Below are 16,802 nucleotides of genomic sequence, written 5' to 3'. Positions count from 1 at the left end.
ACTACAACTGGATAGTGGATAGTAGTTAGTGGTAAACGAATACCAACTACTCACTACTAATAACCGTAAGGTGGGCACTATCGAGAAGGTTAAATCAGGGTTTAAGGAAAGTTAGGCTGTGCCCACCCTACAACAATTGCTGTACAGGCGGGTTTAGAAGATAAATTATCAGTTTGAAAGGCAAGATGATCGGCAAAACCCGCACGGCAGTCGCTACAACGGAGGAGCCACTGCGGTGGACGGGTTTCCCGGCATAAAGCATGTGGCGTGGAACCTCCAAGGGCGCGCTGCCTCCCCTACTAATGACTAATGACTAACCATTTAAAAATGACTAATATATCTGATGTTTTAGCCGTTAATGATGCTTTTTACCGAGCATTTGAAAAAAAAGATATTGAGGCTATGAGTGTAGTATGGTCTCAAGGTACTGCAAGTCTTTGCGTTCACCCTGGTTGGAATATACTCCGGGGCTGGAAAGAAATTCGCACCTCCTGGGAAAAGATATTTAAAAATACCCCATACATAGAAATTAATAGGGACATAATTGCCACAGAAGTGCGTGAAAATGTTGCCTACATTGTGTTGCTCGAAAATGTCATGCAAGTCATTAATGGCAGAAAAATGGAAGCGCGATCGCTAGCTACAAATGTATTTGAGCTTCTCGGTGGCAAGTGGTATTTAGTACATCATCATGCTAGTCCGATTGTGCGGTAAGAAAAAATCTGAAAATATCGTGCACGTTAATTATACAACACGTTTCGAGGAGAAGGATCTGGTAATATTTAGATGAGATAGGAAAATTAAGGACAAACAAATAAATCTGTTTCTTAATTTATGAATAATCTCGAAAAAGCCCAAGCAGACTACGAAAATTTTATTCACCAGTTTCAAAGCGCTATTATCAGTACAGCGAACACGCAAGGAGTACCAAATGCTAGTTATGCTCCTTTCGTAATTGATGAGTCCAAAAATATTTATATTTACGTCAGCGAGCTTTCGACTCATACTCAAAACCTTTCTGCTAATCCTCGCGTCGGTGTGATGTTGATTGAGGATGAAGGTAAAACAGAGCAAATCTTTGCCCGTTGTCGTTTAACCTTTGATTGTACGGCAACTTTAATAGAACGGCAGACAGATGCATGGCAGGAAATTGTCTATCAATTTCAAGCTCGTTTTGGTGAAATTATTGAAATCTTAAGAGATTTAGCTGATTTTCGGATTTTTAAACTTACTCCTCAACAAGGGCGTTTTGTAACTGGTTTTGGAGCAGCTTACTCTATTAGCAGCGATAATCTTAGCGAATTGAAACATATTACAAGAACATAGCGAGGTAGAAAAATATTTTATTGCAAGTATTTATTAGGTTTTTCTATCTTTAAATTCTGAAAAACTCTTAAGAAATTGCAGAAAAAGCTTGTGTAAAAATTTCTAATACTTCAAATTTATAGATATATATTTCATATACTTCTAATTTTCGGTATTGCTGATTTAGAGTATGAAAATGCCTTGAGAATCTTTTTTTACTCAGTTTTTTTGTTAATTTTCAAATATTTTGTTATACAGCTATCCTACGTAATTTGTGAAAATGATGGACTCATAACCTCAATTTCTTAAAGAATTAAAGAAGTTGGGGTTCTTGCCGTTCACGCATGATTTGGGATTTTTAGATCTGGGTATTTTAAGAATAGATGTATCTAAAAAATTTCATGTTCAAAACTAACAGGCAGTGGATTAAAACTTTTGCAGTGGTACCGACGCTGATATTTTTATCATTTCCTCTACGGGCAACAGCTGTAGATCCTGGAGCTTGTTTTATGGTTACTTCCTCTGGCAGAACCGTCAGTTTAGGAAAGCTTTGTGGTATGACTCCTCCAGACAGTGGAGTAATTCGGATTCCTATTAAACGTCGTATTGGTAGAACTCCTGTTGTGAATGTTACATTTAATGGCAATCAAACCTTTGAGATGATTTTTGATACAGGAGCTAGTAGTACCTTGATAACAATGGGGATGGCTAACGCTCTAAAATTAAAAGCGACGGGAACAGTAGAAGCACACATAGCTGATGGTAGCAAAGTACAATTTTTAACGAGTCAGGTAGAGTCTATCGCCATTGGCAAAGCCGTAGCCAATAATTTACAGGTGGCGATCGCTCCAAAAGCTAGCGTTGGACTGTTAGGACATGATTTTTTCAGCAATTATGACGTTAAAATCATGGAAAAAGAACTGGAATTACGTCGGCGCTGAAGTTTTAACATATTTATGAGAAAGAACATAGGATTGCTAGTCGGTGGAATGATTTTTAGCTTAGGATTTTTACCATCGGTAGCACAAGCACCAAAGCAAGTTTTTGATCGCCAAGTCGCAGCGATGGTAGAAGCATTACGACTAGCTGCACCAAAAACTAATACCATAAATGATGGGCTTTATAGTGCATGGCAAGTTAGACCAGAAACCCTCAAAGGCTGGTCAAAATATTGTTTGAAAAAAGAGGTGACACCAACGCAGTTTGAAAATAGCCCTGCATTGGCGCGTCAAGTTGTTTCGTGCATTACGCGTCGAGAGCTAAACAATCAATACACTACTCATCAAAACAATGAGATTGCTGCTGTACGTGGGGTTGCTTGTTGGTGGATGACTGGCAAATACACAGGCTGCAACAATGGTTTTACTGGAGCTTATGTGCAAAAAGTAGTTGAGTATTATCAGCAGCGCTCAAAACCAGTATCCAACACTTCCCAAATCAAATCGTAGTTTTGAACTTTGTGGCAGAAATTCCTTTAGCGATCGCAATCATTGATTAACTTAGCAATAATTTCGTCTCTCACCTGTTTGTCTTTAATTTGACTCAGAGCTTGGGCGATCGCAAAAGTGGCTTCTGCTGCCTTTTGATATGCCAGTTTGATATCTGCGTTTGCTTGCTCGCTCATAGTCTTTATGGTAGTGACTCAGCACATATTATTATCTAGATTAAGATAGAAGATAGTAATTTCACTTCATCCAGTTGACTCGCCCGATCGGGTGAATCTAATCGGGGGCAGGGCATAATATCATGTTCGTTTGAAGACTTATCATTAGGACTGATACCATTTCACGAAATTATTGATACAAATTACTTTTCTTGCTCCCCCTGCCTCCCCAGCTTCCCCAGTTCCCCCAGCTTGCCTAAATGTATCAACTTTAAAGTTAAACGGTATGACGCCCAGACGCGGCGACAGGGAGACGCGGAGATTTTCAATTGACTTTAACAAAGAGTTTTAGCCTTAACTGAACTGTATTGCAACCGTAAGGTGGAGAGAAGTCCTGCAGTGAGGCAGTACGCCTTTGGGGGTTCTCCCCCGTTGTAGCACCTGGCGTCGGGTTAAGCGCGTTGTAGCAACTGCCGTAGACGCCGTACCCCGAAGGGGTTCCCGTAGGATAGGCGGATAAACGTAAGTAAGGGTTTCCCACGCCCAGAGAACTTCGGAGCACTGTTCGCAACTTAAAAGGCTTGAGGAAAGTTAAACAGTGCCCACCCTACAAAAATTGCTACTGTTAAGATTAACTTCTCAAAAACTCTTCTAAATCTGGTATATTTACCCACTTAAATGTTTCATTTGATTCATGAGCTAAATCCATCAATAGCTGAGAGTAAACTCCTTCTTGCAGTGATGGTGTTACTTGCTCACCCTTCGTGATTCCCTGTACCCATTGGTCTACTACTCTAATAAAAGCAGAAATGCGACCATCAGCATAATTTTTGGGGAAAAGTAATCTGTTGGGAATTTCTATTTCCGTTAACGGTTTACCAGGTTGGGATGCCCAAACACGGAAGCCATGTATGTAATCTTTTTGATTTTCACTACCTAATACTAAAGTACCGCGATCGCCATAAACCTCTAACCAATGAGTTCGTGGAGCATGAACTACCGCACTGATGGAAACTTGGCAGGGCGTACCGTCTGCCAATTCCAGCATCAACATACAGGTGTCATCTGTATCAACAGGCTTTAATTCACCTGTGTTGGGATCGCTGCGCTGGGGGATAGCAGTACTTAAATGGGCGTTTAATCTGCGTATCGGCCCAAATAACCAATTAATATAGTCAAAGGTGTGGGAACCTAAAGATCCCAATGCACCTCCTCCTTTTTCTTTTTGCGAATACCAGTTCCAAGCCCTTCCAGCATCGGCGCGAGAAGAACCCAACCAATCAATTCTGATTAGACGTTTATTGCCGACATATCCTTGTGATAATAGCTCAGAAAACAACTGCCATCCCGGTACAAACCGAAATTCAAAATCAACGGTAGCAACAACACCTTTTTGTTTGGCTAAAGAGTAGAGTTCTTTGGCTTCAGTTGCATTTAGGGTTACAGGTTTTTCTATTAACACGTGTTTCCCAGCTTGCAGCACTTCCTTCGCCATTTCATGGTGCAAAAATGGTGGAGTAGCAATACTAACTGCTTGCACTTCACTCAAGGAAACAATATCTGCAATTGTGTTGCAGGCATGGGGAATATTGTGGGATTGGGCAATCGCTTGGGCTTGCTCCAAGTCTCGATGGTAAACAGCAACTACCTGGGTGCGAGGATGTGCCTGGAATCCAGGAATGTGGACTTTTTGACCAAATCCTGTGCCGACAACTGCAACACCAATTACATCCTGATTGAACATAGATTTTGATTGTTCTGCGTAGACTCGTCTTTAACAATCTACACTTTTATGTTTTTCACTAACTATATGCAACTGTAGTTTGTCCTACCACTTCGGGCGATCGCACTCTTAAACTCATGCGATCACAGTGTACGCTTAAAAGTGGTTGACCTAAACCAATATTTGCAAACGGACTTTGGGCTGGAACTTCTAACTTAGAATTAATCAACCCCAAATTTGATTCTATTTCAGCCATGAAAGTCAACAGTTCGGAATTTTTAGCACTGAAACTAGAACCACCTAGCCACTGTCGCCAGGCAAATAATGGCTGATGATATTTCAAACTACACAATATTTGATTGTCTTGACGAACAATGACGCTGTTGTCCTTTTCCCAAGTAAATTCAGCTAATTCCTTAGGTAGTCCCCAAATTTCTCGACCACCAGCCACAGAATCAGGATTATCTACGTAAATATGGGAAACCCAACCACCAACTGTTCCTCGGTAACCTACAAACGCAGGTACAACAATTAACTCACTGTATTCCAGTTCAGATTCAGAACCATAATAGGATAAATACACACCACCCACCGTTTTGCTAGGCCACACAGGGATAATTTCTAATTCCGAGGGGATAAGGTGGCGCACTCGGTCAATATTTAGTAGATGCAAGGAAATAACAGCGTAACCTTGCAATGTCCAAGGTGCTTGGGGATAAGACATTTGGGATTGTTAGTAGTTGATTATTGAAAGGCGCAAAGCCTTGCGCCGGGAAAGAATAAATAGGTTAGCAATTAGTAGTTAGAACAACTACCGATCGCTAACCACTATCCACTATCACTAACCAGTAACTACTTTAAAACCTAAACTCAAAAAAAATGCCCACCCTAAGACATACCTTAGGATGGAACACTGGAAGTAAAGGCACAGCAATTGCCGTACCTCTACAGTGTTATTTGCTTTCAGTAAAATCAGCGTCGATTACATCATCACCGCCACCACCAGGAGTGGAAGTGCCAGCATCAGCAGCACCAGTACCAGCACCAGGAGCACCACCACCAGCTTGTTGATAGATGTTGCTACCAACGGCGAATAGTGCCTGTTGTAATTCTGGCATCAACTTCTTGATTTGCTCGTCGTCTTCTTTGGTGATGGCATCGCGCAGATCTTTCACCAAACCTTCGACTTTAGTCTTGTCGGCAGCATTGACTTTATCACCCAAGTCTTGCAACTGCTTCTCGGCTTGATATGCCAAAGAGTCGGCTTGGTTCTTGCGATCAATTTTTTCCCGACGTTCTTTGTCAGCAGAAGCGTTTTTCTCGGCTTCGTTAACCATCCGCTCAACTTCAGTCTTGTCGAGGGTAGAAGCACCAGTAATACTAATGGACTGTTCCTTACCAGTACCTTTATCTTTGGCGGTAACGTTCAAAATACCGTTGGCGTCAATATCGAAGACAACTTCGATTTGAGGTACACCGCGTGGCGCAGGGGGAATACCATCAAGGCGGAAGGTTCCAAGGCTCTTGTTGTCAGAAGCCATTTCCCGTTCACCTTGGAGAACATGAATTTCAACGTTAGTTTGTCCATCCACGGCAGTAGAGAAGACTTCCGACTTCTTGGTAGGAATAGTGGTGTTGCGGGGAATAATCTTAGTCATAACACCGCCCAAGGTTTCTACACCCAAAGACAGTGGTGTTACATCTAACAACAAGATACCCGTAACATCACCAGCAAGTACACCAGCTTGAATAGCAGCACCAACTGCTACCACTTCATCAGGGTTTACGCTTTGGTTAGGATCTTTACCGATAATCCGCTTCACTAACTCTTGGACTGCGGGAATACGGGTAGAACCACCAACTAAAACAACTTCATCAATATCGTTTTTGCTTAATTTGGCGTCACGAAGTGAGTTTTCTACAGGAACACGGCAGCGATCAATTAAGTCAGAGCAGAGTTCTTCAAACTTGGCACGAGTAAGTGTCGTATCCAAGTGCTTGGGGCCATCTTGGGTAGCAGTAATAAATGGTAGGTTAATTTCTGCTTGGGTAACGCTAGAAAGTTCAATTTTAGCTTTTTCTGCGGCTTCAGTCAGACGTTGTAAAGCTTGTCTGTCTTTACGCAGATCGATACCTTCTTGTCTTCTGAATTCTTCTGCTAAATAATCAACAATTTTCTTATCGAAGTCGTCACCACCAAGGTGGGTATCACCAGACGTAGACAGTACTTCAAATACGCCGTCGCCTACTTCGAGGATAGACACGTCAAAAGTACCACCACCAAGGTCAAATACAAGAATAGTTTCGTTGCTCTTCTTGTCTAATCCATATGCCAAGGAAGCAGCGGTAGGTTCGTTGATAATCCGCAACACTTCCACACCAGCAATTTTACCAGCATCTTTGGTAGCTTGGCGCTGAGAGTCGTTGAAGTATGCCGGAACTGTGATTACCGCTTGAGTTACCTGCTCACCCAAGTACTTGCTAGCATCTTCTACTAGTTTGCGGAGAACTTGTGCTGAAATTTCTTCGGGAGCAAACTGTTTACCAGCAATGGGGCAATCTAGCTTTACATTGCCGCTGCCATCCCGCAGAACTTTGTAAGAAACTTCGGTTGCTTCGTGGGTGATTTCGTCAAATTTACGGCCAATAAAGCGTTTTACGGAATAAAAAGTGTTTTCCGGGTTCATCACCGCTTGCCGCTTCGCGATTTGCCCCACCAAGCGATCGCCATTTTTAGCAAACGCCACTACTGACGGTGTTGTGCGAAAACCTTCTGCGTTAGCAATAACCGTGGGCTTACCACCTTCCATTACTGCTACGCAGGAGTTTGTTGTACCTAAGTCAATCCCAACTACTTTTGCCATTGTCAGCGCTGGCTCCGTATAACTACAAATGAATGAGAGTATAAAGGCTAGTTTTTGAACTAACTGGATTTAGAAAGCAGCCAGTCCAGCATCAATACCTTTGGTTTTACTAAGGTCAAAACCCAATACTATGCTGATATATATACTGAGCCTGTGTAGCCAGTCCATGAAGGGTGGTTTTCCGAACCTTAGCAAGGACGGTTATGCTTCATGTTTCCAGTTGGCTCATATAATTTGATTTGCTTTCACTGTGTCTAATGTATGAGAATTAATACTGCCAGGGTTGGGGGTGAACCGTAACGCTTTGGTGGTGTTTGCCGTCTTATTAAGCATTACAGAGCCAGAAAGAGTACAAGCCTAAAAAATTAAGCATTAAGTCAGCCACAACAGTAATTGTCTTTTTTTGTAATACTATGTAATTATAGATTACACTTCATTGGCAGTGAAATACTATTACTTATGCGCCATGCTTCAGGATGTTGGTTCGGGCTTGCTTTTGGTGATGCGCTGGGAGCAGAAACCGAGTTTTTGTCAGTGGAGGAAATTTGCCGTCGCTACCCACCGCATGGCCCTCAAGAAATTAAAGGAAATCCAGCGCTTGTTACAGATGATACGCAAATGACATTAGCTGTGGGCGAAGCGCTGGCGAATGCGAAGACAGCCCATTTGACAGCAGCAATTCTAGAAACACCGCTCAGAAATGCTTTTATTAAATGGTGGCGCAGTCCGGAGAATAATCGCGCTCCAGGTATGACTTGCTTGAGGGCTTGTAGTCGGTTGGCGCAGGGTATGCCTTGGCAACAAGCTACAGAAGCAAACTCGAAGGGTTGTGGTGCTAATATGCGAGTAGCACCCGTAAGTTTACTACCATTAGACGCAACCACTCGTGCAGCGCTCGCCCAATTTCAAGCTGCATTAACTCACGGTCATGCCACAGCTCTGGCGGCGTCAGATTTGACAGCAACAGCCATTACCGATTTAGCCAAGGGAGGAGATCCGCAGGGGCTTCCTTCTCGACTCCGCAGCTATGCTCTCAATCAGCGGACTGTCTACCATGCCGAGTGGCTTGGTTCGCTGTGGAAACGTCCGGATATTAACACCCCAGAGGAGTTTATCAGCCATGGGTGGGATGAGTGCCTAACAGTACTTGATCGCCTTGATGCAGCATTGGTAAATCCAAACCGCGACGACGATCCCTGTGACGCAACGGGAGAAGGTTGGATCGCCGAAGAAGCTTTTGCTACCGCTCTTTTATGCTTCTTGCTGTTTCCCGAAGAACCATTAGCAGCACTGCGTCGAGCTGCCCTCACAGCAGGCGATTCCGACTCAATTGCTTGCCTGACTGGTGCTTTTGCCGGGGCTTATCTGGGAATGGCTGCATGGCCTGAAGATTGGGTTGCTCGCATAGAATATTGCGATCGCTTGGCTGCATTGGGCAAACTTTGGGATTGAACTTTGGTTGCAAGCGATCGTACATCTTTGCTGTTGTTGATTGCCTCAGTGCTAGAGTTAGAAAAAGCCAACAAACAACTTTGTTATGTCCTCTTCAGCAATTAACACTGTAGTTAAAATGATGGAGTCTTTGCCAGAAGATGTACAAAATCGAATTGCAGAACATCTTCAAGAATACATACAAGACTTACATGATGAACTCAAGTGGGACGATTCATTCCAGAAAACTCAACAAAAGCTTGTAGCGGCTGCCCGACGTGCTAAACAAGAAATCGCAGAAGGGCTTACCCAGGCAATGGATTATGACAAGCTATGAAATCAGCTACTCTCCCTTCGTTTTGGGATGCCTATCGGGATCTTGATGAGAAGACTAGGAGTAGTGCCAGAAAAGCTTATCAATTATGGAGAGAGAATCCTTTTCACCCATCTTTGCATTTTAAATGTATCAATAACGAAGAAAATATTTGGTCTGTGAGAATTACGCGGAATTATCGAGCACTTGGCATTTTAGAAGAAAATACAGTCACATGGTTTTGGGTTGGTAGTCACGACGATTACGAAAAATTTTTTGGATAGGGCGATCACAATTTTGTACTTACTTGTCAATTATGTTCTCTCCCACTCTCAAAACTAGACTCTCATCACCTCTAAAAATTGGCAATTTTGAGGTGAATAGTCGAGTTTTGCAGTCGCCTTTATCGGGGGTGACTGACTTAGTCTTTCGTCGTCTGGTGCGTCGCTATGCATCTGAGTCAATGATGTATACAGAGATGGTGAGCGCTACAGAGTTGCATCACCTCAAGCAGATGCCGAAAATTATGGAGGTAGACTCTAACGAACGACCAATTAGCATTCAGCTATTTGACTGCCGTCCCGATTTTTTGGCAGAAGCAGCACAAAAAGCAGTAGCAGAAGGCGCAGATACAATTGATATTAATATGGGCTGCCCGGTAAATAAAATTACAAAAAAAGGTGGCGGTTCTTCACTGTTGCGGCAACCGCACATTGCTGAGGCAATTGTACGGGAAGTGGTAAATGCGGTTGATGTTCCTGTAACAGTAAAAACTCGAATTGGTTGGGATGATGAGGAAATTACTATACTTGATTTTGCCAAACGGATGCAAGATGCGGGAGCGCAGATGATTACCGTACACGCTCGTACCCGCGCCCAAGGTTACAATGGTAACGCTCGCTGGGAATGGATTGCCCGTGTCAAAGAAGTGCTGTCTATTCCGGTGATTGCCAATGGCGATATTTTCTCGGTGGAAGCGGCGGTACAGTGTTTGGAGCAAACTGGTGCTGATGGTGTGATGTGTTCTCGTGGAACTTTGGGTTATCCGTATTTGGTGGGTGAAATTGACCATTTTCTCAAAACAGGGGAAAAGCTGCCGCCACCTACGCCAATCCAGTGTTTAGAATGTGCGAAAGAACACTTACAGGCACTGTGGGAATACAAAGGCGATCGCGGGATTCGTCAAGCTCGCAAGCACATGACTTGGTACGCTAAAGGCTTTGTTGGTGCGGCAGAGTTGCGGGGACAGTTGAGTTTAATTGAAACGGTGCAGCAAGGTATAGATTTAATTGATCGAGCGATTGAGCAGTTGGTAAATGAATAGAAGTACCAGTAATAGTTTATAGCAACAGCCCAAGTGTTTTGGACATCAACAGATGATAAAACTTAGACATCAAAAGACTTTTATCCCTGTCCCCTATCCCCTCTTATACCTGTCTAATTGCCCTCACTCGCAAAGTAAGCTAAAACACTAATGTTGTGTGGAAAGTGGCATAAAAATTGAAAACACAAAAAGAGTTTAGGCATTGCCAGCACTCGTGGATAATCCGTTTTTGCATCACTATCTTACTTGTCGGGCAGGTATGGCTGCATTTACTTCAGGGAAGGACATGCCACCGCCAAATTCTCGAACATGCGATCGCAGTCGGCCCAGCCTCTATCTTACCTGTACTGTTGGTCAATGGTTTTGCAGGTATGATTTTTACAATTCAAACTGCGAGGGAGTTAATTAGATTTGATGCAGTCAGTACGGTGGGAGGTGCTTTTGCTTTGGCATTTTGTCGGGAATTAGCACCTATTTTGACTGCTAGCATTATTGCAGGACAAGTCGGTTCTGCCTTCGCTGCCGAAATTGGTGAGATGCGCGTGACAGAACAAATTGATGCACTGCATATACTCAAAACCGATCCCATTGATTATTTAGTCTTGCCAAGGGTAATTGCTTGCAGTTTAATGTTGCCAATTTTGACAATTATCGGTTTAGTAGTAGGTATTGCAGGTGGTGTTTTTGCAGCTGGGCAGTTTTACCAAATACTTCCAGAGGTATTTTTAGAGTCAGTTAGAAATTTTTTAGTAATACCAGATGTATTGATTGTTTTTTTAAAGGGATTAATTTTTGGCTTGTTGATTGCTGTGATTGGTTGTAGCTGGGGAATAACTACTGTTGGTGGAGCAAAACAGGTAGGAGAATCAGCTACAGCAGCAGTTGTCACGACTTGGGTATCAATTTTTATAGTTGATTTTTTCCTGTCTTTGTTGCTATACGAAAATCCAAGTTTCTAGAAATAGAAGGCAGAACCACAAATATACCAAAGTGCCTAGTAGAAAATCTCTATGCGGTTTGTCATTTTCAACTTCTTCAAAGCCGTCTGTGCTGCTGCCAAATCATAAGGAAATGGTCGGCGATGAGGAATATAATCCTTTTGTTGAGTCGCTCTGTGACGCAACACAGCATTGACTACAAAACAAGGTTCAGCACTAAAATTAATTGCTCCGTGCATAACTCCTGGCGGGATTTTGACTACAGCCGGGTTATCATCGCTTAAAGCAATATACTGATATTTTTTATTAACTAGAGTAACAAGTACAAACTGACCTCTTACTACCAATAATTGATCGGTTTGCGATTTGTGTACAAATAATTCGTCAATCGCTCCTGCGGGAATCTGTACCAACATGGTTTCATGACTGGCTTGGGGAGTGAAAAACTCAACCATTCCCCCTTTAATCGATTCCAACTGGCGGATTTCAATTCCCCTCATACTCATAACAAGATCCTAAAAAGAGCATCCTAAAAATTGAGGCTTGACCTTCAATTTAAGATGCTCAAGTATAAAATGTTGTTACGATTGCGACAATATTGCTACAAAATGTGATATGCAATGCTCAATATATCAATTGAGCACAACTTTCAGAGTATCGAGTTGACCAAGATTGCCTTGTAAGACTACACCGCGCCCATTGGCGTGGAGATGACGCACAATCATGTAAATTGACTCAATTTGGTCGGCACAACCAGATTTTTGAGCAATTTCTTCTAGAGAAAGAGGCGTTTTTGCTGATTGTAAGACTTCCACTACTCGTTTTTGCAATTCGAGAATGGCGGCGGCAGCTTTTTTGCCAGCTTCTACTCCTGGTTGGTGGTAAGCATTGATGTTGACTAAGCTGGCATACAAACCAACAGCGCGATCGTATAAAGCAATTAACGCTCCGACAGTGCGAGAATTGACTTGAGGAATCGTAACTGTAATCGAATCGCGGTGATTTTCGTAAAGTGCTTGTCGGGTTCCTTGCAGAAAGCCAGAAAGATAATCGCCTGAGGTAATTCCCGCTTCGATTTCTGGGGATGGACTCTTACGGTCTTCTAAAACTTCAATGAAAGTAACAAAGAAGTTTGCCACACCCTCACGTAACTGCTGGACGTAAGCGTGTTGGTCGGTTGAGCCTTTATTGCCATACACGGCGATGCCTTGATGGACAACGTTACCGTCTAAGTCTTTTTCTTTACCCAAAGATTCCATCACCAGCTGTTGCAAGTAGCGGCTAAATAAGAGTAAGCTGTCTTTGTAAGGTAGGACAACCATGTCTTTTTCGCCCCGCCCATTGCCAGCGTAATACCAAGACAAAGCTAATAATGCTGCTGGGTTGTTTTTTAGATCGGGGATACGGGTGGCGTCATCCATTTCTTTAGCACCCTCAAGCATCTCACGGATATTGATGCCCTGTAATGCTGCTGGAACAAGCCCCACGGCAGACATTTCCGAGGTGCGTCCACCTACCCAATCGTACATAGGAAACCTTGCTAGCCAGTTTTCGGATTTGGCAGTTTCGTCCAAATGACTACCGGGCATGGTAATAGCGATCGCATAATTAGCAAAATTCAAGTTTTGCCCAGCATAGGCTTTTTTGACTTCAATCATGCCGTTACGTGGTTCTGGTGTGCCTCCTGATTTGGAGATTACCAATACCAGAGTGCTAGCAAGTCGATTGCGTACATGAGCCAAAATGCGATCAATACCTGCGGGATCGGTATTGTCGATAAAGTGGATCGCTAGGGGTGGAAAGTCTGGGCTGAGGGCTTGGGCAACAAATTCCGGGCCGAGGGCAGAACCGCCAATTCCAATGGAGATAATATCGGTGAAGCGGGGTGCTTTCGGCGGATGAATTGCGCCTGTGTGGATTTTTTCGGCAAATACTTCAATTTGCTCGATTGTGCTGACAATTTCTTGTGTCAGTTCTGGAGTAGGAGCAAGATCGGGATTTCGCAGCCAGTAATGTCCAACCATGCGGTTTTCGTCGGGGTTGGCGATCGCTCCCTTCTCAAGTTCCGCCATATCCGCAAAAGCCTTCTCAAACTTTGGCTGCAAGTCTTTCACGAAGGCATCGTCAAACCGCATCCGGCTTACGTCCAGATAAAATCCTAATCCTTCATGGAAATATAGCCATTTCTGGTATCGTTGCCAAAGTGCCGTCGCGTCCATAGGGAAATTTTAAGTAAAGTGCTTCTCACAAACAAGTTTAAGCCAACGTTTGAGCCATACCTTTCCCTGTTATACAGTTTTTAGTGTTAACTCACTGCTCGCTCTAAACATCTGGCATTGGTATGACTCGCAGAAATTTCACAATTTCACCTCTCTGTTCGATGCCGATTAAGTAATTATCCAATGTTAAGCGGTAAAAAATACCATCACTATCGACTTGCCGCATTTCTGGTAAGTAATGCAGTAGCCCCTTGTCTATAAATTCAAAAAAAACAAAGTTATAAATCCGCTGATAGGCAGCTGACTCTAAATTTTTGAGGTCTACTAAAAAAGACCGTGCATAACGCACTTCCATGTGTATAGTCAATAGTGAATGGTTAATGGCTCATTGTAACTATTAGCTATTAGCAATTAACAATTGAGTAGCCTCTTCATGGGTTAGGGTATCCCAAGGTTGCTGCGATCGCTTGACTTCTTGTATAGCTTCGAGTATGTAAAAATCACAATGTAAATTGTAAATAGTATTCCAAACAAGATCTAGTTCTTGATCGGCTAACTGCTCAATTAAGTGATGGATTCTCAGTCGCAGCAAATTCATAAATATTATCCACTAAACACAATCCACACTTAGTTTTCCCATAAAATAAGCTGTGATTAACGGTTATGAGGGATTAGGGACTAGGAACTAGGGACTAGGAATAAAGAAATCTTAATAGCCAATCTCCAATAGCAAATCCCCGATCCCCGATGACTAATGACTAATGACTAATGACTAAATTCCTATGATTCAATATCTTGTTTTTTTAGCAATTTCTACATCAATTTTTGCTTTGTTTGCTTTGGGACTGAATTTACAATGGGGTTTTACAGGCTTAATTAACTTCGGTCATGTGGTATTCCTAACTTTAGGAGCGTATACAGCAGTATTGTTAAGTTTAAAAGGTGTTCCCTTATTGATATCAGCGGCAATTGGTGCAGTTGTAGCAGCTTTATTGGGCTTGTTAATTGGTTTTGCAACTTTACGCTTGCGCGAAGATTACTTGGCAATTGTCACTATCGGCGTTGGAGAACTAATTCGTTTGATAGTCAATAACCAAGATTTACCCGTGGGTGATACTTGGATATCTGGAGCGTTTGGTATACAAAGCTATCCCATACCACTAGCCACTTTACAACCTAATTTTTTCCTCAAATTAGTAATGATCGGGTTGTTGACTTTGCTTGCTGGCGTAACTTTTTATTGGCTGTGGCGTTGGATTCGTCCCACAAGTGCATCACTGGGAGTTGATTCACCCAAACGAGTAGGTAAAAAGCCAGAATTTATCTTGCGTCTGATAGTAGGAGGTTTACTAGGGCTATTGTCAGCAGTAATTTATATTTCAGGAGTTATTGCCCTGTATGATTACGATCCAAAAGCAGGTTTGATGCTATTGTCGCTGTTGGTATTAGCAATCGTGTTTTGGCGATTGGAAGTGTTGGTGCGATCGCCTTGGGGACGAGTGCTTAAAGCTATTCGCGAAGATGAAGAGGTTCCCAAAGCGCTGGGTAAAAATGTTTTTTGGTACAAATTGCAATCTTTTATGTTGGGTGGTGCGATCGCTGGGATCGCTGGTGCTTTGTTTGCATGGCAACTCAGCGCTATCTACCCTGATAATTTTCAACCGCAACTAACATTTGATGCTTGGATTATGGTGATCTTGGGAGGTTCTGGTAATAATATCGGTACCATCCTTGGTGCAGTAATTTACTTTGCTTACGACACCCTGACTCGTGAATTCTTACCGAGAATTTTTACCAACCTTTCCTCCGATCAGTTGGGTGCATTTCGCATCATGGTAATAGGACTCATCTTGATGGTACTGATGATTTGGCGTCCTCAAGGTATCTTAGGCAAAAAGGAGGAGCTTACCCTTGGTAAATAACGACTCATCCCAATTTCCTTTACTAGCTGCAAGTGGACTTTGCAAAAGCTTTGGCGGTATTAAAGCGGTACAAGACGCTGAAATTCAGGTGCCAGCTAGCAGTATAACTGGTTTGATCGGCCCTAACGGTGCTGGTAAAACGACTTTATTTAACTTATTGTCTAATTTTATCCGTCCCGATAAAGGACGAGTGATTTTTGACGGCGAACCAATTCAGCATTTGCAGCCCCATCAAATCGCCCAGCAAGGGCTAGTACGTACATTTCAAGTTGCCCGCGCGCTTTCACGGTTATCGGTACTAGAAAATCTGATGCTGGCAGCGCAAAAACAAACTGGCGAAAACTTTTGGCAAGTGCAACTCCAACCTCATGTGGTTGCCAAAGAAGAAAAACAACACCGAGAACAGGCAATGTTGATTTTAGAATCGGTGGGTTTGGCACACAAAGCCTATGATTACGCTGGTGGTTTGTCTGGCGGACAACGCAAGCTCTTGGAAATCGGCAGGGCGTTAATGACTAACCCCAAGTTAATTTTATTGGATGAACCTGCTGCGGGCGTCAATCCCAGATTAATTGATGAGATTTGCGATCGCATTGTCAATTGGAATAAGGCAGGCATGACTTTTCTGATTATTGAACACAACATGGATGTGATTATGTCGCTGTGCGATCGCGTTTGGGTACTTGCCGAAGGTAAAAATTTGGCTAATGGTACACCAGAGGAAATTCAATGCAATGCCAAAGTTTTAGAGGCTTATTTGGGACAATAGCAGTCAGGGGGCAGGGGGCAGGGGAGTAGGGGGAGTGGGGGACAAGGAGAGTATTGAAGAAGAATACAGAATATTCTGGCGACTGTCGTCACGGCTTCTGTAGACGCGGTAGACGTGGAGCGGATAGAAGTAGGTACGGCTTCCCGCAGGGTATTCTATTTAGATAAACCACTAACCACTAACCACTGTACGGGTGGGTTTAGAAGATAAATTATCAGTTTTAACCCAAAGCTCATCAACAAAACCCGCACGCCAGTTGACGCCAGTTGACGCCAGTCGCTACCTTCGGAAGTCGCTTCGCGCCTACAAGTCGGCACTAGACGCGTTCGCCGTCAGGCGTTGCGTTAGCTAGCGGCTTCCCGGAGGGTAGCCGCAAGGGCGCGCTGCCTCA

20 protein-coding genes are annotated in these 16,802 nt (G+C 43.2%); 11 read left to right on the top strand and 9 right to left on the bottom strand.

Translation table 11 applies throughout. The annotated features are described in order from the left end of the window. Positions 1-327 precede the first annotated feature (327 nt). The 4 genes from UYC_RS0106125 (at position 328) to UYC_RS0106110 (ending at position 2,753) form a co-directional block, all read left to right on the top strand. Complete coding sequence (locus tag UYC_RS0106125) at positions 328-714, top strand: nuclear transport factor 2 family protein (RefSeq protein ID WP_026087395.1); 387 nt, start codon at positions 328-330, stop codon at positions 712-714. A gap of 120 nt (positions 715-834) precedes the next feature. Next, complete coding sequence (locus UYC_RS0106120; protein WP_016873769.1) at positions 835-1,326, top strand: HugZ family pyridoxamine 5'-phosphate oxidase; 492 nt, start codon at positions 835-837, stop codon at positions 1,324-1,326. Positions 1,327-1,706: 380 nt separating this feature from the next. Continuing rightward, a complete protein-coding gene (locus tag UYC_RS0106115; RefSeq protein WP_016873768.1) occupies positions 1,707-2,246 on the top strand; it encodes a retropepsin-like aspartic protease family protein in 540 nt (179 codons plus the stop codon). Between the two features lie 15 nt (positions 2,247-2,261). Beyond that, the gene (locus tag UYC_RS0106110; RefSeq protein ID WP_026087394.1) at positions 2,262-2,753 is read left to right on the top strand and encodes a hypothetical protein; all 492 of its coding nucleotides are present in this window, start codon (positions 2,262-2,264) and stop codon (positions 2,751-2,753) included. Between the two features lie 26 nt (positions 2,754-2,779). On the opposite strand, the gene UYC_RS38790 is transcribed toward UYC_RS0106110, so the two are convergent. From UYC_RS38790 to dnaK, 4 genes are all read right to left on the bottom strand, one after another. After that, positions 2,780-2,929 (bottom strand): hypothetical protein, encoded by a 150-nt coding sequence (locus tag UYC_RS38790; RefSeq protein WP_016873766.1) that lies wholly within the window; start codon positions 2,927-2,929, stop codon positions 2,780-2,782. 610 nt (positions 2,930-3,539) lie between these two features. After that, positions 3,540-4,652, bottom strand: a complete 1,113-nt coding sequence (locus tag UYC_RS0106100; RefSeq protein WP_016873765.1) for a Gfo/Idh/MocA family protein — start codon at positions 4,650-4,652, stop codon at positions 3,540-3,542. Between the two features lie 58 nt (positions 4,653-4,710). Further along, positions 4,711-5,355, bottom strand: a complete 645-nt coding sequence (locus UYC_RS0106095; protein ID WP_016873764.1) for an acetoacetate decarboxylase family protein — start codon at positions 5,353-5,355, stop codon at positions 4,711-4,713. Between the two features lie 229 nt (positions 5,356-5,584). After that, a complete protein-coding gene (dnaK, locus tag UYC_RS0106090; RefSeq protein WP_016873763.1) occupies positions 5,585-7,495 on the bottom strand; it encodes a molecular chaperone DnaK in 1,911 nt (636 codons plus the stop codon). A gap of 459 nt (positions 7,496-7,954) precedes the next feature. Between dnaK and UYC_RS0106085 the strand changes: the two genes are divergently transcribed. From UYC_RS0106085 to UYC_RS35350, 5 genes are all read left to right on the top strand, one after another. After that, positions 7,955-8,947 (top strand): ADP-ribosylglycohydrolase family protein, encoded by a 993-nt coding sequence (locus tag UYC_RS0106085; protein ID WP_016873762.1) that lies wholly within the window; start codon positions 7,955-7,957, stop codon positions 8,945-8,947. Positions 8,948-9,032: 85 nt separating this feature from the next. Then, positions 9,033-9,263 carry a hypothetical protein gene (locus UYC_RS0106080; protein ID WP_016873761.1) on the top strand — a complete coding sequence of 77 codons (231 nt, stop codon included), beginning with the start codon at positions 9,033-9,035 and terminating at the stop codon, positions 9,261-9,263. Next, entirely contained in the window at positions 9,260-9,523 is a 264-nt protein-coding gene (locus UYC_RS0106075; protein WP_016873760.1) for a ParE family toxin-like protein, read from the top strand. The genes UYC_RS0106080 and UYC_RS0106075 overlap by 4 nt, the downstream gene beginning before the upstream one ends. Positions 9,524-9,555: 32 nt before the next feature. After that, the gene (dusB, locus tag UYC_RS0106070; protein WP_026087393.1) at positions 9,556-10,563 is read left to right on the top strand and encodes a tRNA dihydrouridine synthase DusB; all 1,008 of its coding nucleotides are present in this window, start codon (positions 9,556-9,558) and stop codon (positions 10,561-10,563) included. A 176-nt stretch (positions 10,564-10,739) separates the two neighbouring features. Next, positions 10,740-11,522: an MlaE family lipid ABC transporter permease subunit gene (locus UYC_RS35350; RefSeq protein ID WP_026087392.1), complete on the top strand. Its 783-nt coding sequence runs from the start codon at positions 10,740-10,742 to the stop codon at positions 11,520-11,522. A 35-nt stretch (positions 11,523-11,557) separates the two neighbouring features. On the opposite strand, the gene UYC_RS0106060 is transcribed toward UYC_RS35350, so the two are convergent. The 4 genes from UYC_RS0106060 to UYC_RS0106045 form a co-directional block, all read right to left on the bottom strand. Then, the gene (locus UYC_RS0106060; RefSeq protein WP_026087391.1) at positions 11,558-12,007 is read right to left on the bottom strand and encodes a cupin domain-containing protein; all 450 of its coding nucleotides are present in this window, start codon (positions 12,005-12,007) and stop codon (positions 11,558-11,560) included. 126 nt (positions 12,008-12,133) lie between these two features. Further along, positions 12,134-13,720 carry a glucose-6-phosphate isomerase gene (locus UYC_RS0106055; protein ID WP_026087390.1) on the bottom strand — a complete coding sequence of 529 codons (1,587 nt, stop codon included), beginning with the start codon at positions 13,718-13,720 and terminating at the stop codon, positions 12,134-12,136. A 103-nt stretch (positions 13,721-13,823) separates the two neighbouring features. Continuing rightward, positions 13,824-14,075: a hypothetical protein gene (locus UYC_RS0106050; protein WP_016873755.1), complete on the bottom strand. Its 252-nt coding sequence runs from the start codon at positions 14,073-14,075 to the stop codon at positions 13,824-13,826. A 42-nt stretch (positions 14,076-14,117) separates the two neighbouring features. Beyond that, positions 14,118-14,318 (bottom strand): hypothetical protein, encoded by a 201-nt coding sequence (locus tag UYC_RS0106045; protein ID WP_016873754.1) that lies wholly within the window; start codon positions 14,316-14,318, stop codon positions 14,118-14,120. Positions 14,319-14,502: 184 nt separating this feature from the next. Between UYC_RS0106045 and UYC_RS0106040 the strand changes: the two genes are divergently transcribed. After that, positions 14,503-15,642 carry a branched-chain amino acid ABC transporter permease gene (locus tag UYC_RS0106040; protein WP_016873753.1) on the top strand — a complete coding sequence of 380 codons (1,140 nt, stop codon included), beginning with the start codon at positions 14,503-14,505 and terminating at the stop codon, positions 15,640-15,642. Continuing rightward, entirely contained in the window at positions 15,632-16,411 is a 780-nt protein-coding gene (locus tag UYC_RS0106035) for an ABC transporter ATP-binding protein (protein WP_016873752.1), read from the top strand. The genes UYC_RS0106040 and UYC_RS0106035 overlap by 11 nt, the downstream gene beginning before the upstream one ends. Positions 16,412-16,566: 155 nt before the next feature. On the opposite strand, the gene UYC_RS37580 is transcribed toward UYC_RS0106035, so the two are convergent. Beyond that, positions 16,567-16,728 carry a hypothetical protein gene (locus UYC_RS37580; RefSeq protein WP_157171219.1) on the bottom strand — a complete coding sequence of 54 codons (162 nt, stop codon included), beginning with the start codon at positions 16,726-16,728 and terminating at the stop codon, positions 16,567-16,569. Positions 16,729-16,802: the final 74 nt, after the last annotated feature.

The organism is Chlorogloeopsis fritschii PCC 6912, assembly GCF_000317285.1.
Classification (GTDB): Bacteria; Cyanobacteriota; Cyanobacteriia; order Cyanobacteriales; family Nostocaceae; genus Chlorogloeopsis; species Chlorogloeopsis fritschii.
This window is presented reverse-complemented; position numbering and strand designations above follow the sequence as displayed.